This window comes from Peptostreptococcus sp., from assembly GCF_036639115.1.
GTDB lineage: Bacteria > Bacillota > Clostridia > Peptostreptococcales > Peptostreptococcaceae > Peptostreptococcus.
Window position 1 is genome coordinate 24,651 of the sequence record NZ_JAVWJH010000002.1, and the last position, 26,997, is coordinate 51,647.

The 26,997-nt window shown below is 30.4% G+C and carries 21 protein-coding genes; 18 read left to right on the forward strand and 3 right to left on the reverse strand.

The features are described from left to right. The first annotated feature begins 102 nt into the window (after positions 1–102). The 11 genes from RR561_RS02480 to RR561_RS02530 all read left to right on the forward strand — a co-directional run bounded on the left by RR561_RS02480 (position 103) and on the right by RR561_RS02530 (position 14,879). Entirely contained in the window at positions 103–1,200 is a 1,098-nt protein-coding gene (locus tag RR561_RS02480; RefSeq protein ID WP_332505847.1) for a cell wall-binding repeat-containing protein, read from the forward strand. Between the two features lie 250 nt (positions 1,201–1,450). Continuing rightward, entirely contained in the window at positions 1,451–2,113 is a 663-nt protein-coding gene (locus RR561_RS02485) for a sugar transferase (RefSeq protein WP_332505848.1), read from the forward strand. A 13-nt stretch (positions 2,114–2,126) separates the two neighbouring features. Then, positions 2,127–2,897, forward strand: coding sequence for a glycosyltransferase family 2 protein (locus RR561_RS02490; protein WP_332505849.1), 771 nt, complete (start codon positions 2,127–2,129; stop codon positions 2,895–2,897). A gap of 11 nt (positions 2,898–2,908) precedes the next feature. Then, complete coding sequence (locus tag RR561_RS02495) at positions 2,909–3,721, forward strand: glycosyltransferase family A protein (RefSeq protein ID WP_332505850.1); 813 nt, start codon at positions 2,909–2,911, stop codon at positions 3,719–3,721. An 88-nt stretch (positions 3,722–3,809) separates the two neighbouring features. Continuing rightward, positions 3,810–4,916 (forward strand): hypothetical protein, encoded by a 1,107-nt coding sequence (locus RR561_RS02500; RefSeq protein ID WP_332505851.1) that lies wholly within the window; start codon positions 3,810–3,812, stop codon positions 4,914–4,916. A gap of 28 nt (positions 4,917–4,944) precedes the next feature. Then, entirely contained in the window at positions 4,945–5,709 is a 765-nt protein-coding gene (locus RR561_RS02505; protein ID WP_332505852.1) for a glycosyltransferase family 2 protein, read from the forward strand. 94 nt (positions 5,710–5,803) lie between these two features. After that, on the forward strand, positions 5,804–7,261 hold the full coding sequence (locus tag RR561_RS02510; RefSeq protein ID WP_332505853.1) for a polysaccharide biosynthesis protein: 1,458 nt from the start codon (positions 5,804–5,806) through the stop codon (positions 7,259–7,261). A gap of 135 nt (positions 7,262–7,396) precedes the next feature. Further along, positions 7,397–8,950 carry a murein biosynthesis integral membrane protein MurJ gene (gene murJ / locus RR561_RS02515; RefSeq protein WP_332505854.1) on the forward strand — a complete coding sequence of 518 codons (1,554 nt, stop codon included), beginning with the start codon at positions 7,397–7,399 and terminating at the stop codon, positions 8,948–8,950. Between the two features lie 474 nt (positions 8,951–9,424). Next, positions 9,425–10,957 carry a C40 family peptidase gene (locus RR561_RS02520; RefSeq protein ID WP_332505855.1) on the forward strand — a complete coding sequence of 511 codons (1,533 nt, stop codon included), beginning with the start codon at positions 9,425–9,427 and terminating at the stop codon, positions 10,955–10,957. A 352-nt stretch (positions 10,958–11,309) separates the two neighbouring features. Next, positions 11,310–13,430, forward strand: a complete 2,121-nt coding sequence (locus RR561_RS02525; RefSeq protein ID WP_332505856.1) for a family 10 glycosylhydrolase — start codon at positions 11,310–11,312, stop codon at positions 13,428–13,430. Positions 13,431–13,529: 99 nt separating this feature from the next. Beyond that, the gene (locus RR561_RS02530) at positions 13,530–14,879 is read left to right on the forward strand and encodes an alanine/glycine:cation symporter family protein (RefSeq protein ID WP_332505857.1); all 1,350 of its coding nucleotides are present in this window, start codon (positions 13,530–13,532) and stop codon (positions 14,877–14,879) included. Between the two features lie 159 nt (positions 14,880–15,038). Here RR561_RS02530 and RR561_RS02535 read toward each other — a convergent pair whose 3' ends face one another. The 3 genes from RR561_RS02535 to RR561_RS02545 form a co-directional block, all read right to left on the reverse strand. Further along, positions 15,039–15,611, reverse strand: coding sequence for a YdcF family protein (locus RR561_RS02535; protein WP_332505858.1), 573 nt, complete (start codon positions 15,609–15,611; stop codon positions 15,039–15,041). Positions 15,612–15,846: 235 nt separating this feature from the next. After that, positions 15,847–16,821 carry an LCP family protein gene (locus RR561_RS02540; RefSeq protein ID WP_332505859.1) on the reverse strand — a complete coding sequence of 325 codons (975 nt, stop codon included), beginning with the start codon at positions 16,819–16,821 and terminating at the stop codon, positions 15,847–15,849. 365 nt (positions 16,822–17,186) lie between these two features. After that, on the reverse strand, positions 17,187–18,230 hold the full coding sequence (locus tag RR561_RS02545; protein ID WP_332505860.1) for an LCP family protein: 1,044 nt from the start codon (positions 18,228–18,230) through the stop codon (positions 17,187–17,189). A gap of 160 nt (positions 18,231–18,390) precedes the next feature. On the opposite strand from RR561_RS02545, the gene RR561_RS02550 reads away from it, so the two are divergent. The 7 genes from RR561_RS02550 to RR561_RS02580 all read left to right on the forward strand — a co-directional run bounded on the left by RR561_RS02550 (position 18,391) and on the right by RR561_RS02580 (position 26,980). Next, positions 18,391–19,185, forward strand: coding sequence for an HAD family hydrolase (locus RR561_RS02550; protein WP_332505861.1), 795 nt, complete (start codon positions 18,391–18,393; stop codon positions 19,183–19,185). An 8-nt stretch (positions 19,186–19,193) separates the two neighbouring features. Then, on the forward strand, positions 19,194–20,186 hold the full coding sequence (locus RR561_RS02555; RefSeq protein ID WP_332505862.1) for an N-acetylmuramoyl-L-alanine amidase family protein: 993 nt from the start codon (positions 19,194–19,196) through the stop codon (positions 20,184–20,186). Between the two features lie 19 nt (positions 20,187–20,205). Further along, a complete protein-coding gene (locus RR561_RS02560; protein ID WP_332505863.1) occupies positions 20,206–21,924 on the forward strand; it encodes an Eco57I restriction-modification methylase domain-containing protein in 1,719 nt (572 codons plus the stop codon). A 153-nt stretch (positions 21,925–22,077) separates the two neighbouring features. Next, positions 22,078–22,341 (forward strand): HPr family phosphocarrier protein, encoded by a 264-nt coding sequence (locus tag RR561_RS02565; protein ID WP_332505864.1) that lies wholly within the window; start codon positions 22,078–22,080, stop codon positions 22,339–22,341. 136 nt (positions 22,342–22,477) lie between these two features. Continuing rightward, the gene (gene ptsP / locus RR561_RS02570) at positions 22,478–24,193 is read left to right on the forward strand and encodes a phosphoenolpyruvate--protein phosphotransferase (protein WP_332505865.1); all 1,716 of its coding nucleotides are present in this window, start codon (positions 22,478–22,480) and stop codon (positions 24,191–24,193) included. Between the two features lie 656 nt (positions 24,194–24,849). Then, the gene (locus RR561_RS02575) at positions 24,850–25,503 is read left to right on the forward strand and encodes a hypothetical protein (RefSeq protein WP_332505866.1); all 654 of its coding nucleotides are present in this window, start codon (positions 24,850–24,852) and stop codon (positions 25,501–25,503) included. Between the two features lie 496 nt (positions 25,504–25,999). Further along, positions 26,000–26,980 (forward strand): helix-turn-helix domain-containing protein, encoded by a 981-nt coding sequence (locus RR561_RS02580; protein ID WP_332505867.1) that lies wholly within the window; start codon positions 26,000–26,002, stop codon positions 26,978–26,980. Positions 26,981–26,997: the final 17 nt, after the last annotated feature.

Sequence of the window (26,997 nt, forward strand, 5' to 3'; positions counted from 1 at the left end):
ACAAATTAACGGCTTATTAAGAGTTTTAAAAAAATGTAATTTATAGTATAATAGAGAAGTGAAAATTAATGATAGAAATTATAAAATATTAGGAGATAGTAAATGAAGAAGTATTTAAAATATATTGCCATAGTATTGGTCTTGGCAGTAGGCTACAAGGTAGCGGATAAAGTATTGGATAAAGTATACTTATCAAAATATGACATAGTAGACTATACAGGAGATACTAGATACTCTACGGTTAATGAAGTAATGGATAAAAGATTTAAAAAATCAGACACTGCGATTTTAGTTAATACAAACTATCTAAATCAAGCAATAGCAGTATCACCATATGCATATTCAAATGATATTCCTGTTTTATATACTGAAAAAAATAAAATACCAGAACCAGTATATGAAGAATTGGAAAGGTTAGGTGTAAAGAAGGTTATAATGATCGGTGGAGTAAACTATATCTCCAATGTTGTAACTAGATCTTTAGATAGAAGTGGATATGAAACTGACAGAATAGTGGACTCAGGTGGTATCAACTTTTCTGTGAAGATGGCAGAAATGATGGACGATCAAAAGAATATAGATTCAATAGCAGTGGTAACGGATGATGAACTAGATATTCCAAACGGAATATCATTTTTACCTGTAGCACAGACACAAAATATTCCAATAATGGTAACAACAAATAGTGATGATGATATTATAAAATTACAGAAATTTGTAAAAAAACATAATATCAAAAAAACATATTTAGTTGGAATAAATAATTACTATAATACAAATATAGAAAAAACTCTTCCAGGAGTTGTAAGAATATCTGGAAAAGATAGATATGATATAAATAGAAAAATAATGGATAAGTTCTTCAATGACAAAAACAATAAAAAGGTATACGTATCTAAAGGTGGAGAAGTAATACACAAAAGACACATTGCTCCAGGGCAGCTAATAAACGCTCTAGCAATAGCTCCTCTAGCATCTGATAACAAAGCACCGCTTATGTATATAGATGAGAACTACTTTAGTTCTGATGAGTCCAGATTGATAAATGAAAAAGGCTACAAGGAAATTAATCAGGTAGGCTTTAAGATAGAAAGAAGAAACTTTTTCAATGTGGAAAGATTTAAGGTATTTACTACTATAGTTTTAATTCTTATATCATTGCTAATGGTAATTAGATTAATTAGGTTTAAAGTCAAATAGATAAATGTAATTATAGATACAAGCTAGAGTGGTATTCTAATATTAGATAGCTTGTATTATAATTGTTTTTTTAGTATAATATCATTTGGCGTATAATGTGAAAATAGATATTAGAGGCTGTATTTATGCAGTTTTTGAAATCATTTCTAATCTAATTTTCTTTAGAGAGTCGAAAATTATACATAATCGAAATTAACTTTACACGGTACAAATATAGTGCAGTACTTTGTAAATATGGAGGGAGGACAGTATGTCTTTTAACAAATATTCAGGAGAAGACACTGTATTAAAGGAATACATTGATAGCATAGATTATAGCATTGTCAAACATGGGAAGCTATTTGAATCATATCAACGTTTTTTTGATATATTGCTATCGCTAATAGGGCTTATTGTAGGTGTACCAATAATAATTATATTTGGTATACTAATAAAGATAGAGGATAGAGGTCCAATTACATACAAGCAAGAAAGACTTGGGAAAAATGGGGAAGAGTTCTATGTATATAAGCTAAGATCTATGAGAACTGATGCAGAAAGATTTGGAGCACAGTGGGCAGAAAAAGATGATCCAAGAATTACAAAGGTAGGTAAGTTTATAAGAAAAACTAGAATTGATGAAATTCCTCAGCTTTGGAACATTCTTAAAGGCGATATGGGAATTATTGGACCAAGACCAGAAAGATCTATATTTACGAAGGAATTTGAAGAAAAATATTCGAATTTTGTTTATAGATTGGCAGTTAAGCCAGGACTGACTGGGTGGGCACAGGTAAATGGTGGCTATGAAATGGACCCTGGTGAAAAATTGGAATATGATTTATATTATATAAAAAATAGAAGCGTGCTACTGGACATTAAAATAATTTTTATGACTGTAAAAGTTGTCTTTACTGGTGACGGTGCGAGATAGAAAGGAAATTTGAATGAGTAAAAAATTTATTGATAATCTGGTTTCTGTGATTGTACCTGTATATAATGCTGAGGATTTCATGAGAGAAACTTTAGATAGTATATTAGATCAGACATATAAAGATATAGAGATAATGTGTATTGATGATATGTCAACTGATTCTTCTAGAGATATTATAGCTGAGTATGCATCAAAGTATGATAATATAAGGCCAATACTTCTTGAAGAAAATGGTGGTGTGGCAAATGCTAGAAATACTGGTATAGCAAATGCTAGGGGTAGATACATTGCATTTTTAGACAGTGATGATGTTTGGCTACCTGAAAAAATAGAAAAACAGATTAATTTTATGAAAGAAAATAACTATGCATTTACCTTTACAAGCTATAGATTTATGGATGTAGATAGTAATTTGCTAAACACTGTTGTTAAGGCAAAAGATGAGTTGACGTATAAGAAGTTGTTAAGACACAATGCGATATCATGTCTGACTGTGGTAATAGACAGAGAACACATAGAAGATATTTATATGCCTAAGATTCATCATGAGGACTATGCAGCATGGCTTCGTATATTAAAAAGAGGTCATAAGGCTTATGGACTAGATGAAGTGTTGGCAAAATACAGAACCAGACAAAATTCTTTATCTGGAAATAAAATTAAAGCTGCCGGATGGACTTGGAATATATTAAGAAATGAGGAGAAGCTGGGATTGTTTAAATCTATATACTGCTTCTGTTATTATGCAATAATAAATGTTTATAAACACTTTATTTCTAAGTAAAAGGAGGTAGTATGAAATTTAGCTTATTGCTCGGTACATATGGATCGAGACTGAAGGAATTAGACTATCTTTTTGATAGCCTTGATAGACAGACATATAAAGATTTTGAACTTATAGTTGGTTCTCAGTCAAATTTCGATGAGATTGAGGAACTTCTAAAAAAACATAAATTTGAATATAGACATGTGCGTGCAGATGGAATTGGGTGTGCAAATAGTAGAAATGCTACTATGAATTTGGCTAGTGGGGATGTTTACACATTTACAGATGATGACTGTTGGTATAAAGATGACACATTAGAAATAGTAAAAAAATATTTTGAAGAATATAATCCAGATATTGGAACATTTCAACACTATGACCCAATAAAGGAAAAATCGACAATAAATTACCCTAAAGAAAAAATACTTGGTTTAAGTAAGTTACAGACCTTAAAACAAGCTACTTTGGATATGTGGTTTAACTCATTGAGTATAGATCCACATACTCATAAGTTTGATGAAAGGTTTGGAATAGGAACTAAGTATAATTCTGGTGAAGAAAATATATACATTATGGATGCCTACAATGAGGGAAAAAGAAAAATGTATTATTTCCCTGAAATAGTAGCCTACCATCCATATAAAGAGGTAAACTATATAGATAAAAAATCAATGATAGGAAAAGGACCTTTATTTAAGAGGTTATTTGGCTCTTTTATGGGATTTTTTATGTTTATAGCATTTGGATTTAAAAAGAAAAAAGAAATAAAAGAAAATAATAACGGTGAATTTTGGGGGATATTTGGGGATTCTCTAAAGGAACAATTGAAGTTTAAATTATAAAATCTTAATAGAGTATTAAATTGCTACTAGATTAAAGAAGAAATAGATATTAGGCAGAGATGTCTATATAGAAATGAGGTTTTAATATATGTTAAACGAGAAGTGGAAAAATAGGTTGGGAGTAGCCGTTATATTCTTAGCTATTATGAAATATTATGGAGTATATTTTGGATTTAGTAATTTTTCGAAATATTTTATGTTGATTTCTTTGGTGTTGTCAACAGTACTTATTATTTCTAATAGAAAACAATACAACATTGTACATATAGGATTTTTATTATTAGCTGGATTACAGTTTGTGATATCTAAAAATATTACAGTAGTCTACACATATTATTTGTGTCTTGCACTTTATGCAGCTGATTTTAGAGTAATAGTAAAGTGGTTTACCATTACTAATGCTGTATTATTTTCTATATATTTAGCTATGAATGTAGTGGGAATACACCCTACAGAATATTTAGAAGGAAGAAATGACTTTGGATTTGGAAATCCAAATACAGCATTTATAAGTATGTTTCTAATATGGTCTGCATACTTTTACTATGTGTATAATAAGAAAAGAAAGATTGACTATATACTTTTGTTTGCTCTGATATTTTTAATGTATACTCAGACAACTACTAGGACTGGACTTCTTACAGCAGTAATGACGATTCTTGCGTTTATAATACTTGAGAATATGGATCTGAGTAAGAAATATGCTAGGATATTTGTATCATCATTCCCAGTATTAATGTCATTGTTGAGTTTGGTAATCGCTATATTCTTAAGCGATAATTATTTCTTCAATAGTGTGCTTTCTCACAGACCCTTATATTGGCATTCATATGTAATGCATCCTTCAAGAGGAATAAACTTATTTGGATATGCTTCTAATATAAGAGATATATTATTTACTCAGAGAATGCCACTTGATAGTGGATATATATGGTCTTTATATAGTTCGGGGATATTGGTATATACAGCTCTTATAGCTATGATGTGTTATACGCTATATCAGCTATGTAAAAAGGACAAAAAGGCAGAGATACTTTTAATTGTCAGCCTTTTGATATATTGTTTTGCTGAAAGTATAATGTTAGATTTGGCAACGAATATAGGACTTGTATTGATAGTTGGTGGAGTATCAAATCTTAGTCTCGAAAATATAAAAAATATGAAATTAAGAGTTAAGTCAAAAAAAACCGTGTAATTTCATATGATGAATGAGGAGAATATAAATGAAAGATGCTTTAGTATCAATAATAACTCCTGTATATAATGCTGAAAAGTTTATAATAGAGACAATTGAGTCGGTGCAAAATCAGACATATACAAATTGGGAGATGTTATTGATTAATGATTGTTCTACAGATTCATCAGCTGATATAATAAAAGAAAAGGCTGCTGAAGACTCTAGGATAAAATATATAAAACTTGATAAAAATTCTGGTGCAGCGATAACTAGAAACACGGGTATCGCAAAAGCTCAAGGTAGATATGTTGCATTTTTAGATAGTGATGATATCTGGAAGCCAGACAAGTTGGATAAACAACTTGCACTTATTAAAGAAAAAGGTGTTGGTTTTTGCTTTACTTCATACAGATATGTAATGCAAGATGGAGTTCCTACAAATAAAGTTGCAAGGGCACCAGAAAAGATAGACTATAACGGTCTGCTAAAAAATACTATTATAGGATGTTCGACTGTTTTGATAGATAGAGAAGTAATAGGCGATTTTAGAATGACTAATGTAAGAAGGGGTCAAGATACAGCCACTTGGCTTCAGCTTCTAAAAAGAACAGAATATGCATATGGAATTCATGAGGATTTGGTATGGTATAGAGTGGTCGATGGATCGCTTTCTCATAACAAATGGAATGCAATTAAAAGAACTTGGAATACATATAGAAATGTAGAACATTTGAGTCTACCAAAAGCTATGTATGTTTTTGTTTTTTATGCGTACAATGCTCTAAAGAAGAGAATAAAAAATGAAAAGTAGTAAATATAGTAGGGCTTTGTATAGTTTTGTTAATTTATCTGAAATTAGACAGGCTTACAAAGTCCTTTTTAGTTTAGATTAAGAGGGGTTTGCTATGTGTAATAACTATAAAATATCAAAAGTTATGATAATAGGGGCTGGTGAAGCTGGCCAAATGGTAATAAGTGAAATAGATAAGAATAGAAAAAAACTAAAAAGAGAAGTAGCTGTGATAATAGATGACGATAAAAGTTTGTTGGGCAAATTAGTATGTGGTCATGAGGTAATGGGAGATACATCTAAAATTTTAGAACTGATTAAAAAAGAAAATATTGATGAAATAATATTTTCTATAGCAAATATTAAAAGCAGCAAAAAAAGAGAAATATTAGATTTATGTAAATCTAGTGGATGTTATACGAGAACAATACCTAGTATGACAGAAATTATAGATTGTCAGGTTGACTTTAAAATAATAAGAGAAGTTGAAATAGATGATTTATTGGGAAGAGACCCAATATATCTAGATACATGTAAAATTAGCCAGCAGATAAAAGGTAAGGTTATAATGGTTACTGGTGGTGGTGGAACAATAGGGTCTGAACTTTGTAGACAAATATCAAAGTATCATCCCAAAAAATTAATTATACTAGATAATTTTGAAAATAATGCCTACGCTATCCAACAAGAGTTAAAAATGAAATATCAAAATGAACTTGATTTGGAAGTTGTAATAGCTACTATAAGAGAAGAAAAAAGATTAGAAAAAGTATTTGCTAAGTATAGACCGGATATTGTATACCACGCAGCAGCTCATAAACATGTTCCTTTGATGGAAGATAATAAAACAGAAGCTATAAAAAATAATGTATTTGGAACATTGAACCTTCTAAAGGTAGCTGATAAATTTAAAGTTCAAAGATTTGTACTTATATCAAGTGACAAGGCAGTTAACCCAACAAACATGATGGGAGCTACTAAAAGAGCTGCAGAGATGTTGATACAGACATATAATGATATTAGTAAAACAGAGTATGTGGCAGTTAGATTTGGAAATGTATTGGGAAGTTCAGGATCAGTTGTACCTTTGTTTAAAAACCAGATAGCAGCAGGAGGCCCTGTGACCGTTACTCATAAGGAAATCATAAGATACTTCATGACTATACCTGAAGCAGTATCTCTAGTAATGCAGGCAGGAGCTATGGCTGATGGAGGAGAGATCTTTGTTTTAGATATGGGTGAGCCTGTAAAGATAGATGACTTGGCTAGAAATATTATAAAACTTAGTGGATTTGAGCCTGACGAAGATATAAAGATAGAATATACTGGGCTAAGACCAGGTGAAAAGTTATATGAAGAACTCTTAATGGCTGAAGAAGGTCTTAAAAATACAGAACATAAAAAAATATTTATAGGTAAGCCAAAAACTTTCAATAAAGAGGAAATATTTTTCTTGCTTGAGAAACTAAAGGAATCTGCATTTAATGAAAGAGAAGAGGAAATGGATCCTATTATGAGAAAATTAGTTACTACTTATATTAGGCCAGAAGATGTAAATGAAAAACATCTATAAAAAATATCAATGAGAATTAATTCTATTTAATTATATAGAATTTGCTAGAAAAACGAACTAAATTGATAAAGAAATATTTTGAAGAATTAAACCATAAATAAAAATAAAGATTTAGTAATATTAGAGGAGAAAAAAATGTCAAAAACAGCAAAAGCGACCTTTCTTTTGATGGTGGTCACTATTTTGTCAAAGATTTTTGGGTTGGTTAGAGACAGTGTTTTGGCGGCTGCTTATGGTACAGGAACTTACGCTGCTGTATATGCTACTGCCAATAATATACCAACTGTTTTGTTTGCGGTGATAGGGTCAGCTCTTGCAACGAGCTTGATACCACTTTATAGTAAGCTCGCAAATGAAGATTCAGAAGAAAGAGCAATGTCTTTTTTGAATTCAATAATAAACATGGTAGTATTAATTTGTCTAGTTCTATCAATAGTTGGTGTTATATTCGCAGGACCATTGGTGAAAGTATTTGCACCAGGATATAAGGGAGATGTATATGCTCTATGTGTTCAGTATACAAGAATATTGCTTCCAAGTATTGTATTTGTAGGACTTGCAAATATATTTACAGCCTATCTGCAAATTAAAAAGAGATTTGTTATACCAGGCTTTATTGGAATGCCATACAGCATAATAATAATAATATCAATATTTTTAAGTATAAAAACAAGCCCAATGGTACTTGTAATAGGAACATTAATTGCAATAGCCTCAAAAGCACTATTTCAAGTTCCGTTTATTTATAAAGAAGGATACAGATATTCTCCAAAAATTGATTTTCATGATAAAGTGATGAAGGAGATGCTTATTCTAGTAGTTCCAGTAGTAATAGGCGTGGGAGCAAATCAAATAAATTCAGTAGTAGATAAATCATTAGCATCTCTGTTGGGAACCAATGTGGTAGCATCATTTAGTTATGCAATGAGACTTTATGAGTTTGTACAAGCACTTTTTATTACATCTGTATTAGCAGTTGTATATCCTAAATTTTCAAAGCTAGTAGTTAGCGACAAAATGGAAGATTTTATGGGAAGCATGTCACAAACTATGAATGTGATTATTGTGGCATTAGTTCCTATAATAGCTGGATGTATGGTTCTTTCCAAACCAATTGTAGAAGTGTTATTTCAAAGAAATGCATTTACGACGGAAGATACTATTATGACAGCGAATATATTGGTAATATACGTTACTGGGATCTTAGCATTTGCTCTAAGAGATGTTATGAGTAGAGGATTTTATTCTTTAGAAGATAGTAAAACACCTATGATCAACAGTATTGTAGCAATAGTATTTAATATTGTATTAAACCTTCTATTTATAAAACCACTTGGATATAGAGGCTTGGCAATAGCTACAGCAATATCTGCTTATATAGGATTAATTTTGTTTAATAAGAGTATGAAAAAGAAGATAGATATATATACTCCAAAAAATAATATAATAGTATTTATAAAGAGCTTTATATCATCCGCAATTATGGCTTTGGTTGTAAAATTTGTGTATGATGGACTGAGTCCATATCTAGTTGGAGGACTTTTAATGAAGGTTGCTAATTTAGGTATAGGTGTTCTTTCTGGTGTAGTAGTATATGCGATAGTTATGTATTTTATGAAAATAGATGAATACACAATGATTGTAAATCTAGCTAAAAATACTTTGAAATCAAAATTAAAAAAGAAATAATATAAGACAATTAAAAATAATACTAAGTAATTATTTGGGAAATTTAATAGAAATATTAAATTTCCCATTTTTTGTTTTGTTTAACAGAAGGTTTAAAAAACAAAAAATAAGTATATTTATATGAAAAAAATATATTTTTATTAATTATAAACCATTTAAAAAACAAAGTTACTAAAAAAGATACTAAGAAATAAAATTAGAATAAAAATAAAAAAAGATAGTTTTTTTATTTGCAATTACTTATAAATGTTAAAATAAATGGCTTTTATGAATAAAATACTTAATAAAATATTGTATTTATAAAATAAGCTAAGTCAATTTTTTGAATATTTGCTTAAAAAGTTACAAAATAATAAAGAAAAAGTAACGAATTACATTAAAAAGTTACAAAATGTAATTTATTCCTTGCATATTGGAATATGATGTGATAAAATTAAATTTGTCGAATAACAGAAGTGATAAGAGGAGGTTGTGATGCAGTTTAGTAAAAAGAGAAATAAAAAGATAATAGCTGTAGCCTTGGTTACTCTGATGATGGCCTCTGGTGCAGGGACTTTGGTCTCGTCAGCAGACACTGTAGAACAGACAGAATATATTACAGAGTTTACGGAAAATCAGGAGAATAACGAAGTTACAGATAACAATAGTATAGAAGACAATACGGCAAAGGAAGATACAGTCAGTCTTGAGACAGATGTAAGTTCTGAGACAAATACTACTAGTCTAGGGGGGGAGCAAAGTTCAGCAAATAAAGCGAACAGTATTAATGGAGAAATTATCCAAAATGCACCCGACAATGTAGTTGAAGAAAGCTCAAGCTTAGAAGCAACAGATCTCAATATGGCTGCTAAAACTGCTTCAAAGTCTTTTAACGGATTTTCAAAAGAAAATGGAAAGTGGTACCTATACTCTAATGGAGCAAAACAAAAGGGATGGGTCGATTATAATGGTGTTAGATATTATATATTAAACACATATGAACTTCCACAGAATATGTGGAGAATGATTCAAGGTCAGAAATATTATTTTAATAAAGATGGTGTTATGATTAGGGATCAGAAAATGAGCATAAATGGAAAAATATATCAGTTCAATAAAGAAGGACATCTGATAGCTAATGATAATACCACACATGTTGGTATTATGACAGAGCAGCAAAAAGCAATTTATGCTAAGGGTGAAAAGAACCTTGTTGATGCTGCAAAAAATGTGAAAAATGGTATATTCCAAGAAGATGGAAAATATTACAAATATGTAGATGGTCAAAAAACAAGAGGCTGGTATCAGGAAGGAAATAAAAAATACTACTTCCTCAATACATATAACAGAGCAGAAAACATGTGGAGAAAAATAGATGGCAAATTATACTATTTTGGAAAAGATGGTGTTATGTACGCTAATACAATTAAGTACATAGGTACACAAACATATAAGTTTAATCCAGATGGATCTCTAAATGCCAATGCAGCCACTACAATTGCACTTATGGACATATCTATTAGAACTAAGGCTGACAACAGCTCACAGATAATAGGGAAGTTTATAAAAGGCAATGGAGTAGAAGTAATTGATAAGAATGGAAATTATTCAAAAGTGAGAACAGGTGACGGAGGAGTTACAGGTTGGATACCAAGTAATTCTATAGTTACGCTGTCACAAGAAAAAATAAATAGTGTAATATCGGTAGCTAAATCTAAGTTAGGAAGTCCATATGTATGGGGGGCAACTGGCCCATCGACATTTGACTGTTCTGGACTTATGTTGTATTCATTTAAAAACGGTGCAAATATTACCTTGCCAAGAGTTTCTAAGCATCAGGCTACTGTAGGTAGATATGTATCTAGATCTGAGCTAAGACCTGGAGATATGGTATTCTGGGGTAATCCAGTTCATCATGTGGCTCTTTATATAGGAGATGGCAAATATATTCATGCTCCTCAACCAGGTGACTATGTAAGAATAGCAAATTTAGGTTCATACACTACTGCAAGAAGAGTAATAGAATAATAAATAGTTAACTAAGGTGAGGTTTTCCTCACCTTTTTTTAATTATACAATGGATGAATATAAAATGATTGTTAAAAAACTAATTTAATAAGCTCGAAAGTGAAAAATCTTTAAAAAGAAAGCATTTTTCAAAATAGTCTTACAAATTAAAAAAAAACTATTGTTTTTATTTATAATACATGATAACATTGATATAAGATATAAGAAACAACAGAAATACATCTAAAATACATGTTAGCTTTTGAATTTTTGAGAGTTCATATGATTTTATATTTATTTCTAATTAACTTGTATTATATTCATCCCTTGTGTAAAATTATATTTAAAAGTATAAATTTAGGAGGGGAAAAGTATGAAGAAATTAGTATCAATAGCAATGTCTATTGTATTAGCACTTGGTATAGTGATTATACCAAAGGGTCAACAAAATACGGCCAAAGCTGATAGTACAGAAATGAGAGCAGCATGGATTTCTACAGTCTATAATATAGACTGGCCATCAGATTCATCAAAAGGCAATCCAGAAATGCAAAAAAGACAATACATTGAGTTACTAGACAAATTAAAACAAGCTGGAATAAATACTGCAGTAGTGCAGGTAAGACCAGAGTCAGACGCATTGTATCGTTCAAAGATTAACCCATGGTCAAGATTTTTAACTGGCACACAGGGAAAAGATCCAGGTTACGATCCACTTGCATTTATAATTCAGGAGTCTCACAAGAGAGGTATCAAGGTTCATGCATGGTTTAATCCATACAGAGCGAGTATTTATGCTGATAAATCAAAGTCAGCTGCAAATAATCCGATTAACCAACACCCTGATTGGACTATAAAGCATAATAATAAGTGGTATTATGATCCAGGTAATCCAGAAGTAAATAAATATATTGTGGATACAGTGGCTGAAGTAGTAAGTAACTATGATATCGATGGAGTTCATTTTGATGATTATTTCTATCCAGGATCAGATTTTCCAGATGAGGCAACATTTAAGAAGTATGGATCTGGAAATAAGGATAATTGGAGAAGATCAAATATAAATAATATGATTAAAAGTGTAAGAGATAAGGTTCACTCTATCAAACCAAATGTTTCCTTTGGTGTAAGTCCTGCAGGTATATGGAGAAATTCATACAATGATCCAAATGGTTCAAAAACTTCTGGAGGAGAGTCTTACAACGCGCAATATGCAGACACTAGATATTGGATAAAGAATGGTCTTGTAGATTATGTGGTTCCTCAGGTTTATTGGAGAATAGGACATCCAAAGGCGGATTATGCGACACTAGTGAAATGGTGGTCAGATCAGGTAAAGGGTACAGGAGTAGATCTATACATTGGACAGGGAATATATAAACATGGTCAAGCTGAGTATGGTGGAGAAAATGTTGCTCGAGAAATTAAGAGTCAAATAGAGTTAAATAGAAAATATCCTGAAGTAAAGGGAAGTATGTATTTCTCAGCAAAAGATATTGTAGATCAACCTCAGGTTTATAATGACCTTAAAAATTTATATAAAGATCCTAATGAAAGACTTCCTTATCAAAATGCAGTTATGGGTAAAGATAGATCTGAAACTGCTATAGAGGTAAGTAAAAAAGGATGGGCCAAGGGCTCTAAAAACGCAATACTTGTAAATGGTGAAGACTTAATGTCAGGAGTGATTTCAAGCCCACTAGCAGCTAGCTATGATGGACCTATATTACTTAGCTTCCATAACAAGGTGAGTCAGGCAACAATAAACGAAATGAAAAGACTAAAAATAGATACGTTGACTATTTTAGGAAATAGCAATTCGATATCTCAAAAAGACATAGAAAACATAGAAAAAAATATACCAAATATATATATTAATAGAGTATTTAGTACAAATCCACAAGATGAATCTACTAAGATAGCAGATTTGCTTCAAAAAGAACATGCGGCAGATACTGTATATATCGCAAGTGAAGAAGCAATGGTAGATGTATTGTCTATAGCACCTAAGGCTGGAAATGAAAGAAATCCAATACTTATAAGTGGAAAAGATAGCATGAGCCAAAATAATATTAATTGGATAAAAGAACACAATATAAAGAATATCTACTTTGTAGGTGGACCAACTGTTCTTTCAGATAATGTAATAAATCAAGTTGCTAAGGCAACTGGCTTAGATTTGAGTCATAATAGATTCTTCGGTTCAAATAGGATAGAAACAAACTCTAAAATAATTGATAAATTATACAATGATAAATTTTCATTGAAGGCATTTGTAACGAGAAGTGATGCACCAATAGATGCTATCACAGTAAGTGCTTTTGCACAAAAGACAAATTCTCCTGTTATACTTGCTGGAAATAATGTTTCTACTTATCAAAGAAATGTTTTGGAACCAAGAAGTGCAAGTTTAGTTTATAAAGTTGGTGGTGGAATTAACCAGAACTCTTATAATCAGATATACAATTTACTTGGTGGTATAATGAAAAATTAATTTAGATAACTATGTATATACCCCCAAGTAATTGAGTAGAGAGTATTATTCGGAAAGGCCGATTAATATAATTTAAATAATACTTTGGGGGTGTTTTACGTGAGTGAAAGTTTATTAAAAATTGTACAATCCATAAACGGTGTTTTATGGGGGTACGTTCTTATCGTAATGCTTGTAGGTTGTGGAATCTTCTTTACTTTTAATTTAAGAGGCATTCAGGTAAGAAAGTTTGGAAAGGCTTTTAAGCAAGCCTTTGGTGGATTTACGCTTAGAGGTAAAAAGGCTGGTAAAGATGGTATGTCATCATTTCAGTCACTTGCTACAGCAATAGCAGCACAGGTTGGTACAGGTAATCTTGCCGGTGCAGCTACAGCAATAGTATCTGGAGGTCCAGGAGCAATATTTTGGATGTGGATAAGTGCATTCTTTGGTATGGCTACAATATTTGCCGAAGCAGTACTAGCACAGACGTTTAAGAAGGAAGTGGATGGACAGATTACAGGGGGTCCAGCATATTATTTGAAATATGGTATGAAGAGTAAATTCTTATCTACTCTATTTGCAGTATCTATCATAATAGCGCTAGGATTTATAGGTAATATGGTTCAGGCCAATTCAATTGGTGTTGCATTTGAATCTGCATTTAACATGGAGCCTTTGATAGTAGGTATAATTCTTGCAATAGTTGCAGGCTTTATATTTATAGGTGGTATAGGAAGAATAGCATCTTTTACAGAGAAGCTTGTTCCTATTATGGCAGCTTTTTATATTGTTGGTGGTGTAATAATACTGGTAATGATGGGAAGCGCTACTGGAGATGCTTTCAGACAAATATTTATAGGTGCATTTGACCCAACAGCAGTTGTTGGTGGTGCAGCTGGTATCGCAGTAAAGGATGCAGTTAGATATGGTGTTGCTAGAGGACTATTCTCTAATGAAGCTGGTATGGGTTCAACTCCACACGCACATGCAGTTGCTAAGGTTGAAGATCCAGCTCAACAAGGTCTTGTAGCTATAGTAGGTGTATTTATAGATACATTTATAGTATTGACTATTACAGCATTAGTAATAATTGCAACTGGGGCAAACCTATCTGGAGAAACAGGTATTGCAGCCACACAAAAGGCTTTTGAAATAGGCTTTGGTCAATTTGGTATAGTCTTTGTAGCGATAGCATTGTTATTCTTTGCATTTTCAACTATTATAGGCTGGTATTTCTTTGCAGAGGCAAACGTTAAATTCTTATTTGGAAATAAAGCCCTAAATCCATTTAGAGTAGTAGTATTGCTATTTATAATAGCAGGAACAACTATGCATGTCGAATTAGTCTGGGAACTAGCAGATATGTTTAACGGTATCATGGTAATACCAAACGTTATAGGTTTAGTTGGACTATCTAAGATAGTAAAGAAGGCTATGGTAAGTGCAGAAGAAAAACATATGATATAATTTAAGCTATAGATTTGTTTATATAGGCAAGATTTATTTATATAAATAAATTGATATATAGATATAATTTTATTAAAAATCAGAAATGGTTATTACAAATATTTCTCAATAAAAACCCCTAAGAAGTTAACTAACTTCTTAGGGGCTTTTTTAATTATTTTATCTATCGAATATATATGATTTTACAAGTGCTAAAGCTTCTCTTAAATATGATTTTATCAAGACTGATTCAGGAGTTTTTGCAGGGACTCCATAGGGATCAAAATTATTTCTCTGGGCCAACATCTTGGCTCTAAATATATGGTATTTATTAGAAACAATATTAACTTTTATTCTTCCATCTTTTTCTATCATTTCTCTAGACATCTTCATATTTTCAAATGTATTTTCAGACTTGTCTTCTACTAATATTCTACTTTCATCGATACCTTTTGAAATGAAGTATTTTTTTATTGCTTGACCTTCAGGGATGCTTTCATCATGACCTTGACCACCTGTGGCTATAAGTATAAGCTCAGGATCCTTTTGCATATATTCTAATGCCGCTTCCATTCTATATTTCAAGGATTTAGAAGGTCTGTCACCATGAAGTTTTGCACCTAAGACCATTATATAATCAGCATCTTCATTATAGTTATTTCTACCTCCGTATATAATGATAGCCTCTAGTATTAGCATGACACATACAAATATCAAAATTAAAGTTTTTATAAGGGAAAAAAGCTTGTCCATACTGATTGATCTCCTTTCACAAAGTAATAGAGTTCCAGTTAGGAACTCTGTTACTTAAATATATGTTTTTATTCTAGATAATATATTTTAAATTATTTTATACATACTACAAATAAATACAAGATGTGTAATAGGAAAATTAATAATAAAATATATGAAATTTTTATATATTTAGAACATGAACTAAAAAACAGATAAAATTTAATAGTTTGTCTGTACAAAATAAAAATTAAAACTATTTATTTTCGTTAAATTCAATATCATTAAATATAAAGTCTTTTAAAAACTGTATTGATTCATCTTCGTATCTAAGGACCCATCCATAGTTACCATATATTCCTCCAGTAGAATATTTAGGTGAAGAAACTATCGGGAATTCCATTTGTTTCATATTATCTGGGCCAATTCTCATTATATCCATACCATATTTTAACATATCCATTGTTTTCATATTAGTACTAACATAAGGAGCTGCTGCCTTAAGTATAAATGGATATTTAAACTTAGGAGTATTTTTCATTTCTTTTATAATGCTCATTACTATCATACGCTGTCTATTATCTCTACCAAATGCACTATCATTATGTCTTATTCTTGCATATGATAAGGCCTGATAACCATTTAATTTCTGTTCACCAGTTTTTTCTATCAGTTTCATTTCACCCTTATCCTCATTAGTGCTCCATTTATATGTTTCTGGTATAAACTTATTTAACTCATTGATTTCATTTGCAGTAACATCTAATGTTACACCATCTAAAGCATCGATAATGGCAATGAATGATTCAAAATTAATAAGAGCAAAGTCATTGATATCAATACCAAAATTTTGTTCGATTGTCTTTATCAAAAGATCTTCTTTTCCAAATGCATATGCATGAGTTAGTTTTGAATATCCATGTCCTGGAATATCGACAAAGGTATCTCTAGCAAGTGATGTAATTTTAATATCTTTATGTATTTTATCTACAGTAAGAATCATCATAGAGTCTGTTCTAGCGCTTGTGTCTCCTGGTCTAGCATCACTTCCCATAATAAGTATGTTACTAATACCATCCTTGTTAGAGTGAGATAGGGTATCTAGAGAATCTGTTTTAATATTAGAGTCATGCATATCTCCCAACATAGAAGAGGTTAGTCCAAATGCAGCTACGGGAAGTGCAATCACCAATATTAGTAAAAGCACCACTATTTTTTTTAGTTTTGACATATTTTTTATCATCCTTCCTTGTTAAGCAGGCGAAATAACATTTCACCTTGTAGTAATTTTTCTTGAACAAAATATATTACTATAAGATTTCTTTTTATTCATATTTAAAAATTAATACTAGCAATTATATCATAAAATAGATATTTTTTATATACATTTACTTTTTATATATATTTGCACAACATGTATATAACATTCTACATCAAAAAAATTAATTTAAGCATAAGAAAAAGCAAAAAAAATATTAATAATATCTTAAATTATATAAATATATAATTTAAAGCGGCTGTTAGAAGACATACAATTTAAGATATAAATTAAAAGAATATAAAATAAAAAGACTGCCTAGGCAGTCTTTTTGTGAGTTAATATGAAATACTGGAGTATTCTGGGTCAGATGCATATTGCGACTCCTCACCCTTTTCTTTCCAATCATTTGATGCTTTTTCAATATCTTCTTTTGTAGGTTTTTTATTATCAAAAATAAATCCATGTAAAAGAGGAACTTCATACTGTTCAAATGGAATGACATATCCAGATTCTGGTAGTCTAATTTCATTTTCAGGGTGTAGTGGGAACTGCATTGTATTTAGATGCAAATCACCAATTCCTAGAACTTCTTTTCCAAGAGCCATTATAGATCCTGGATCCATGTTTGTCTGAACATAAGGAAGAATCGAATTTAATAGTTTTGGATATTTTGTGACAGACATTTTACTTACTTTTGTAATAATAGCTTCTATAACCTGTCTTTGTCTATCATCTCTTTCCATAGTACCATCATTGTGTCTTATACGAGCAAAGGCAAGAGCCTGGTATCCTGTAAGATTCTGTACACCAGTTTTCTTCATGTATCTAATAGGGGGCTTGTTGCTCTTTTTATCCCATTGATAACACTCATATATAAACTTATTCATTTCTACAATTTCTGGATCTGTAATTTCGACTTCTATTCCACCTACCGCATCTACTATATCGATAAATGAGAAGAAATCAACCTTCGCATAATTCTGAATATCTAGCTTGAAGTTTTGCTCAATAGTTTCGATGAGCAGTTTTTCTTTACCATACGCGTAAGCATGAGTCAACTTCTGAAATCCATGACCAGGAATACTAACATAGGTATCTCTACCAAAAGATGTTAGCTTTAAGCTTTTGTGTTTATTATCAACTGTCAATATCATCATTGAATCAGATCTTGATACAGTTTCTCCTGGACGCGCATCGCTTCCGACCAATAAGATATTGGTAATTTCATTATCATATTTGTATTCGTTTGAAGCAAGCATATCGAAATTTCCATCGATTTGCATGGTTTTAAGTTTTGAGTATACTACTCCTGCACATGAAGCAGGTATAGCTACTACTAGCACAGCTAGAAAGATTACAAACTTTCTAAGACCGGACAAAAAATCACCTTCTTTTCATTTTTAAGTTACACATTACCTATTATATTAAATAAAAGCATTATAGTAAAGAGATAATATATAAATTTTTCTGTATTATATAAGTAGAAAACTTCAACTCTATGTTATAATAATGGTGATACTAAACTTTAAGGAGGATTGAATGGTAAAATTAGTAGTGGTAGATATGGATGGGACTTTTTTAGATGATAACAAAAAAATGAGTCCAGAATTTGATAAAGTGTTTAAATATTTGAGATCTCACGGTATATATTTTTGTGTAGCAAGTGGAAGACAAATGGCAAGTTTGAAAAAAGAATTTGCAGGTTATGAAGATGATATTTTATTTATAGCAGAAAATGGAACAGTAGTAGAATTTGATGGTGAATTAATATCAGTTGATGAATTAAGCATAGAAGTTACCGAAAAAATACTAAATAGAATAAAATATTTGGGACCAAAAAAGAAGGTAGTATATTGCACTAGAGAGTGTTCTTATATAGATGGATTAGAAGATGAGCAGGCTATAAAAAATGCACAACAATATCTTCCAAGTCATAAAATAGTTGATAATTTCGATGAAGTGGATTCACTTCCAGTTAAGGTATCATTTTACTCAGAAGATGGATATGATCATGACTTTGAAGCTATTGTTGAAGAGTTTGGAGATTTGGCAACCGTGTGCACATCTGGATTCGAATGGTTAGATATTATTTCCAAAAATGCTAGTAAGGGAAATGGCATTCAAAAGATACAGAAACTTTTAAATGTTGATGATAGTGAGATTATGGCTTTTGGGGATCAGATGAATGATTTTGATATGTTGAGCAAGGCATATTATAGTTATGCTATGGATAATGCTGTCGATGAAATAAAACAAATATCAAGATTTAGTGCTCCTTCAAACAATGAATATGGTGTTATTCAAGTTTTAAAGGAATTTTTTAAGATAGATTAGAGGTCGCTATGAAACGAAGAAATAGAAAAAGAAGAAAGATAAATAAGAAAAAGCTTTTATTAGTTTTTATTGCATTAGCTCTTTTACTTTTCCTTATTTTTAAATTAGCGGTTGGAATAAAAGGATTTGTTTTACCTAAGACGAAGGAAAGCTTGCCTATAAAATCAGAACAAGACGTAAATCAAGAGGAAAAAAAGATAATAAATATCATGATAGATCCGGCAAAAGGTGGATCCAATACTGGAATGTCCACTCCGAGTGGTACTATGAGTGAAAAAGAAATAAATCTTGACATTGCTAAGAAAATACAAACCTATATTTCTAAGCACAAAGATGTAAGGGTAATGCTTACTAGAGAATATGATGATGATAAAAGTTTGAAAAATAGAGTAGATCTTGCAAGAGAAAATGAAACAGATGTATTTGTATCTATAAGGTTAAATGCTCAAGGAGTATCAAATCAGGCAGAAGGGCTGGATACATACTACCTAGCACCTAAGCCAGTGAAGACATCGAAGAATGATACAAAATCTCAGAAAAAGGAAGGCAAGAGCTCAGAGGAAGGTTCAAATGATGAAGAAGAGTCCAAATTAGATTCAAACTCAAAGAAAGAAAAAAAATCAGAGACCTTAAACGCTAAAAATAAAACAGATGATAAAGTAAAAGAAAAAAAATCAGATGAAGAAAAATCTGAAAAACAAACTGTTGTAAAAAGAAAAAATCTATCTGAAACTCTTGCAAAATCGATACAGTCAACAACGCTCTCTTTTGTAGAGATGAAAGACAGAGGAGTAATACAAAATAATTTTGATGTTTTAAACTACACTGATATGCCATCAGCAATAGTTCAATGTGGGTTTATATCAAATAAAAATGATGCTGAAAAGCTTTCAAATGAGGCTTTTAGACAAGAGTTGGCTGATGGAATAAGTGAAGGCCTTCTTTGCTTCATAGATGATAATAGAAACGATATAATAAAAGATAGAGTAAATTATAGATAATTTTGGAAGGAGATAGCTCGTGAACCTTTACAGCACTTCAAAGGACTATAGAGAGCAATTGAGTGAGGAAAAGTGTAAAAAAAATGGTATATATTATACTCCGGAATCAATTGTAAAGTTAATGGTAAAAGAAGTTTTACAGGAAAAGAAAGAATATGATGATATTAAAATATTGGATATTGCTTCTGGATGTGGTGTTTTCTATAGTGAAGTTTTGAATTACCTAATAGAAAAAAACAGGGAAAAGAAACCTTTACTTGATGTGAAAGATTACATATCAGATAACTTGTATTCGGTAGAAAAAGATATTGGTTCTGTTGAAGTGTTGAAAGGCTATCTTCAAAAAAATTATAATCTGAAAAAAGGTTATAAAAATAATATAGTCACGGATGATGCTTTATTTCCAAGAAATAAAGTGCTCAAAAAAGGAATGTTTGATATTATTATTGGAAACCCACCCTATGTAGGTCATAAGAGCATAGATATCGAATATTCAAGTAAGCTTAGGAAGTACTATCCAGAAGTTTATGCAAATAAATCAGATATATATTATTGTTTTTTTAAGGTTGCAATTGACTATTTAAAAGAAGGTGGAGTAGCATCTTTGATTGTTCCAAGATATTTTTTGGAGTCACAGTCTGCCTTATTGGTGAGAAAGTTTATAGAAAATAATGTTACTATTGTTGATATTGTGGACTTTAGAAACAGTAATGTGTTCTTAAATGGGGTAGGAGTATCTCCTTGTATAATAACTTTTAAAAAAAATAGAAGTAAAGAGTCAGAAGAATTGTATAAAAAAAGGGATAATCAATCTAGAGACTCTAAAAAGACCGTTGCGTCTTTGAATTTACCGAATATTCGTATAATAAAAGATAAAAAAGATTTAGAAAGACTTTTAGAGGGTAAATTCATAATAGGCAATGGCTATATGGATATAGATAAAACATCGTGGTCTCTTATTACTCATAGAGAAAAAATGATAATGGATGCAATTAGAAAGAAAAAAAGCTACAGGCTAGGTGACATTGTCAATAATTATCAGGGGATTATAACTGGATGTGACAAAGCATTTATATTGGACAATGACTCTGAGATGCTTGAAGATATAGATAAAAAAACTAAAAAAAGGTGGATTAAATCTAAGGATATAAATCCATATTTTATAGGAAACTCAAATAAAGTTCTTATATACACTGACGACATGGAATATAAGGATATTCCTAAGAGATATAAGGCTCAGCTTAAAAATTATGAAAAAAAATTGAGTTCTAGGAGAGAAGTCTTAAGAGGCATCAGAAAATGGTATAAGCTTCAATGGGGAAGAGAAGCAAAAACATTTGAACAAGAGAAAATAATATATCCATTTAAGAGTAAAACGAATCGATTTGCTTTAGATTTGGGTGAATCTTTTTTTAGTGCAGATGTTTATTTTTTTACGATAAAAGATGAATTTAAAGAAAAAATTTCTTATATATATTTGTTATCAATTTTAAATTCAAGGGTATATCAAATATATATGCAATCTTTTTTAAAAAAGATGGGTAATTCTATATATGAATACTATCCATACAGGCTGTTAGAAACATATATATTGCTGGATGAATCTTATGAAGAGATAGAAAGTTTAGGCAAAAGAATTCTTTTGGAAGAAAATGAAGGTAATGTACAGAATTTGATGAATAAAATTGATCTTATTTTAGAAAAAAGTTTAAATGTAACAGACTTTGCAAAAAAGTAAGAAAAATGTGGAAATTTTTCTGTAAATGTTATAAAATAAAATCATAGGTCTTATTTGTGATATATTTTTAAATAAATAGGGACATAAATTGACCACGAGGGTCAATAAGTGGTAATTAAAGATTAATTATGAATATATAATGGAGGTTTTATTATGAAGAAGGAAGTAACAATAATCAATGAGACAGGTCTACATGCAAGACCAGCAAGTATGTTTGTAAAGAAGGCGTCAGAATTTAAGTCTTCTGTAGAATTAATTCATGACGATGAAAAGGTAAATGCAAAATCTATAATGGGAATAATGAAGTTAGGATTAGCTAAGGGGACAACTGTAACTATAGAAACTCACGGTGAAGATGAAGAATTAGCATTAAATTCTATCGTGGAATTAGTAGAAAACGGTTTCGGCGAAAAATAGTATATTTGAGATGAGATGTTAAGGGCTAAGCCCTTAACATTTTTTATAAAATTAAAAAGAATAATAAAAAATAAAAATAAACAGAAGATAGCAACTTCTTACTTCTGTATTAATGTAAGAATTTGGAGGTAGAATTATGATGATGAAAGGTATAGGGGCGTCACCAGGAATAGCATTAGGAAAAGCTTTGGTAGTCGAAGAAAGCGAAATAATAATAGATAAAAAAACAATATCAGATGTAGAAGCAGAGCTCAAAAAACTTTCTGATGCTGTATTGTTATCAAAAAAAGAATTGACAAAAGTAAAAGAAAAAGTAGCTCAAGAAGTTGGTGAAGAAGAGTCTGAAATATTTGGAGCTCATTTATTAGTTCTAGAAGACCCTGAATTCATTGGTGAAGCAGAGAATAAAATAAAAAATGAAACTGTAAATGCTGAATACGCATTAAATGAAGTAAAGGATATGTTCGTATCTATATTTGAATCTATGGATAATGCATATATGAAGGAAAGGGCAGCCGATGTAAAGGATGTTACAAATAGAGTATTAAGACATATATTAGGGATAAAAGTGGTTGATTTATCATCTTTATCTGATGAAATAGTTTTGGTGGCTCATGATCTTACTCCTTCTGATACTGCAACTATGGACAAGGCAAAGGTTTTAGGCTTTTTAACTGATATAGGTGGAAGGACATCTCATACAGCTATTATGTCAAGAACTCTTGAAATCGCAGCAATAGTTGGGCTAAGTGATGTAACTAAAAAAATAAAAGATGGCGATATGATTGTATTTGATGGAGATCTTGGAGAGGTATTTATAAATCCAGATAAAAATCTTATAGATGAATATAAAGAAAAGAAAAGATTGTTTGAAGAAGAAAAGAAGGCACTTGAAGAGCTTAAGGGAAAGGCATCTATAACATTAGATGGAAAACACGTTGAATTGGCAGGTAATATAGGAACACCAAATGATATTGAGGGTCTTATTAAAAATGATGCAGAGGGAGTAGGTCTATATAGAACAGAATTTTTGTATATGAACAGTGATAAATTCCCAGAAGAAGAAACACAATATGAAGCATATAAGGCTGTTCTTGAAGGTATGAATGGTAAACCAGTTGTAATAAGAACATTAGATATAGGTGGAGATAAGAAATTGAGTTATTTTGAGATGGAAAAAGAAATGAATCCATTCTTAGGTTATAGGGCTATCAGATTATGCTTGGATAAAACTGACATATTCAAAACTCAATTACGAGCACTTTATAGGGCATCTGTTCATGGAAAGCTTAGAATAATGTTTCCTATGATATCTTCGCTTGAGGAACTTTTAAAGGCAAAAGAAATATGTGAGGAGGTAAAATCTGAACTAAAGTCTGAGTCAATAGTATATTCAGAAGATATTGAAATAGGTATGATGATCGAAATACCTTCAGCAGCTATTATTTCTGATGTGCTTGCAAAACATGTGGACTTCTTCTCAATCGGTACAAATGATTTGATTCAGTATACTTGTGCAGTTGATAGAATGAATCAAAAGATTAGTTACCTGTATAACCAGTTTAATCCAGCAGTTCTTAGACTTATAAATTTAGTTATAAAAAATGCTCATGCTGAAGGAAAATGGGTAGGAATGTGTGGTGAATCTGCAGGAGATCAGAAGATGATTCCAATTTTGCTTGGATTTGGATTAGATGAATTTTCTATGTCACCAATATCTATCTTAAGAGCCAGAAGATTGGTAACTTCAGTCAAGCAATCTGACATGAAGAAGCTATCAGATGAGGTTTTGAGTCTTACAAAAGCGGAAGATATAGAAGCATATATGGATAGGTTTATAGAAAATAATTAATTATAAGTTTATTATAGAAAAATAATTTAATATTGTTTATAAAATTAAAAATACTTGTAAAAGACAGCATATGCTGTCTTTTATTTTTGTATAAAGTTTTATTGGAAAGTTTGCATTTGAATTTTTGTATTTTTTATAAGAAACTAGAATATATAATAATGTAAGTACAAAATATAAATTTAATGTAAAACAAATGTAGGTTATAAGTATGCCTAAGAAATAAAAATGGTGCTAAAAAGTATATTGAAAAAATCCTAAAATTTATTAATATATAAAAAGTATGCTATAAATAATATTATTTGCTTTTTAGTAAGAATTTATTTAAAACAATTTGAATAATTTTATTTTAAATATAACTATTGACTATGAATATTGCAATTTCAACAGAAAGTTTAGAAGTTTAAAATAGTGGTCAAAAAAAGTCCATTAGGGACGAAAAAATACACTAATACAATATATATAAGTGTTTTTATCTTTTTACACATATATATGATATACTATATATAAAAAGTAGGCATATATGATAGCATATATGCTGTCTATTTTGATTAAAAGTATAGACAAGTACAAAAAATTATGCTAATATAAAATTGTAAAGAAAAACAAACATATTTAAAATTACAAATAAAATATATTAAAATTACGGGAGGCGCAACATGCTAGGAGATATTGTAAGATATAATTTTTTCGCTTTAGATGATGCTAGTGAGGAGACTTATTTATTGGACTATGCTATAGTTTTAGATGGAGACGATGAAAACGATAACATTAAGATACTACCATTTACAAGTAGGTATAATAAGGATTCAATAGAATCTTTTTGCATTGGATGTATTCCTGGTTTTGTAGAAGTAAAAAATGAGGGATATGTAAACAATAGACAATATGTACATTTTAATAAAGTTTTGGAAGTGGATAAGGCTGAATTGTATCCAGTTCATCATCAAGATGTATATGGACGTGTTCTAAGAAATAATGTTGGAAACCCTATGAATGTAGCATTAGCAGAAGAACAGTTAGATAGAATAATGGATAAGTACGGAATTTATGAAGAGGGTGAGGAAAAAAATCTCATCAATTTACTAAAAAAATCTCATGCGACTTTTACTTTAAATAGCGATCAGAATAATATTGAAGAGCTACGTGAAGTCTGTGGTAAAGAGATGGAAAAATACAGAGAATACAATTTCAATGATAAGAAAATAGTGGTATTCTTTGTGGATGGAGAAAGATATTCAGTAGTTATGAGAGATACTAATAATAAAGATTTAGATACTAGAAATAACGACTTAAAAGAGATATTAAGCTAATACGAAATGATTAAATTCATATGTGATCATTATATATGAATTTATACAACAATAAATTACTAATACGTTTTGTTTACAAAACTACCATAATCACTTAGAAATAGTCAGTCGCCAGCTGGCTATTTTTTTATTTGTTCAATAATATTTTATAAGGGTATATAAGAAAATATAAGCTTGTGCTTTTTAAAAAGCATTCTAGCAATATAGATATATATAATATATGATAAAATTATTCGAAAATGTTAATGAATATATTTAAATTTATGAATAAATTAATGAGTATATTTATAAGTTTAAAAATTCAGTTCATTGTCTGAAACTTGCTTACAAAACAGAAAAAATATAATTTTGGAGCATATCAATATAATTGCAATTAGTAGTTGACATATTGATAGAGCTAGTTGCTTGCTATCAACTATAGAAATTCATATAATTAATGATAGAAAGAAAAGAAAAAGAGAAAAAAACATATTATATTATTAAGGAGGCAATGTTTATGATTTTTGCAGATAAGTTGATACAACTACGTAAAAAAAATGGATGGTCACAAGAAGAACTTGCTAATCAGTTAAATGTTTCAAGACAGTCAGTTTCAAAATGGGAGGGTGCACAGTCTATTCCAGAATTAGAAAAAATAATAAAACTTTCAGAAATATTTGGAGTGAGCACTGATTACCTATTAAAAGATGAGATGGAAGCCGATAGAGAAGATTTTCATGCTCAAGAGAAAAGTTTTTTAAAAAGGGTGTCTATGGAAGATGCTCATAAATTTCTCGATTTAAAACTAGAAAGTGCAAGGGCTATATCTTATGGAGTTTTTCTTTGTATACTATCACCAATAGCTTTATTGATATTAGGTGCTATGAGTGAAGATCCCAGATATGGTATATCGGAAAATATTGCAGCTTTAGTTGGAGTTATAATACTACTTATTATCGTATGTATAGCAGTTGTAATATTTATGTCATCTGGAAATAAGATGTCTTCCTTTAAATACCTAGAAGAAGATGTATTCGAAACAGAATACGGAGTAACTGGAATGGTAAAAGAAAGGAAAGAAAATTATAGAGATAGCTATAACAAAAAAAACATTATTGCAACATGTATATGTATAATTGCTGCGATACCAATACTTGTAGGAGCTATGATTAGTGAAGATAATGATATATATGCTGTATTGACGATATCATTTTCATTGATAATTGTAGGTATAGGAGTATTTATGTTTACTAAAAATGGTATAATTTGGTCCAGCTTTGAAAAATTACTACAAGAAGGTGATTATTCAAAGAGTAAAAAACAGGAAGAAAAAGATTTTTCTAGTATATCGGCCGCTTATTGGATGATTATAACAACTATATACCTAGGATATAGTTTCATCTCAGGAAATTGGGGGCTTAGTTGGATTATATGGGTTATAGCAGGGGTGCTGTACCCAGCCATAGTATCTATAATAAAAGTATTTAGAAAAAAATAGAGTAAAAAACACCTATC

Coding starts and splice junctions, on each gene's coding strand:
- RR561_RS02510 (WP_332505853.1), top strand. CDS start 5,804: ATGTGTAATAACTATAAAATATCAAAAGTTATGATAATAGGGGCTGGT.
- RR561_RS02495 (WP_332505850.1), top strand. CDS start 2,909: ATGAAATTTAGCTTATTGCTCGGTACATATGGATCGAGACTGAAGGAA.
- RR561_RS02555 (WP_332505862.1), top strand. CDS start 19,194: ATGAAACGAAGAAATAGAAAAAGAAGAAAGATAAATAAGAAAAAGCTT.
- RR561_RS02565 (WP_332505864.1), top strand. CDS start 22,078: ATGAAGAAGGAAGTAACAATAATCAATGAGACAGGTCTACATGCAAGA.
- RR561_RS02540 (WP_332505859.1), bottom strand. CDS start 16,821: ATGTCAAAACTAAAAAAAATAGTGGTGCTTTTACTAATATTGGTGATT.
- RR561_RS02520 (WP_332505855.1), top strand. CDS start 9,425: ATGCAGTTTAGTAAAAAGAGAAATAAAAAGATAATAGCTGTAGCCTTG.
- RR561_RS02480 (WP_332505847.1), top strand. CDS start 103: ATGAAGAAGTATTTAAAATATATTGCCATAGTATTGGTCTTGGCAGTA.
- RR561_RS02535 (WP_332505858.1), bottom strand. CDS start 15,611: ATGGACAAGCTTTTTTCCCTTATAAAAACTTTAATTTTGATATTTGTA.
- RR561_RS02490 (WP_332505849.1), top strand. CDS start 2,127: ATGAGTAAAAAATTTATTGATAATCTGGTTTCTGTGATTGTACCTGTA.
- RR561_RS02485 (WP_332505848.1), top strand. CDS start 1,451: ATGTCTTTTAACAAATATTCAGGAGAAGACACTGTATTAAAGGAATAC.
- RR561_RS02550 (WP_332505861.1), top strand. CDS start 18,391: ATGGTAAAATTAGTAGTGGTAGATATGGATGGGACTTTTTTAGATGAT.
- RR561_RS02580 (WP_332505867.1), top strand. CDS start 26,000: ATGATTTTTGCAGATAAGTTGATACAACTACGTAAAAAAAATGGATGG.
- murJ (WP_332505854.1), top strand. CDS start 7,397: ATGTCAAAAACAGCAAAAGCGACCTTTCTTTTGATGGTGGTCACTATT.
- ptsP (WP_332505865.1), top strand. CDS start 22,478: ATGATGATGAAAGGTATAGGGGCGTCACCAGGAATAGCATTAGGAAAA.
- RR561_RS02500 (WP_332505851.1), top strand. CDS start 3,810: ATGTTAAACGAGAAGTGGAAAAATAGGTTGGGAGTAGCCGTTATATTC.
- RR561_RS02505 (WP_332505852.1), top strand. CDS start 4,945: ATGAAAGATGCTTTAGTATCAATAATAACTCCTGTATATAATGCTGAA.
- RR561_RS02525 (WP_332505856.1), top strand. CDS start 11,310: ATGAAGAAATTAGTATCAATAGCAATGTCTATTGTATTAGCACTTGGT.
- RR561_RS02575 (WP_332505866.1), top strand. CDS start 24,850: ATGCTAGGAGATATTGTAAGATATAATTTTTTCGCTTTAGATGATGCT.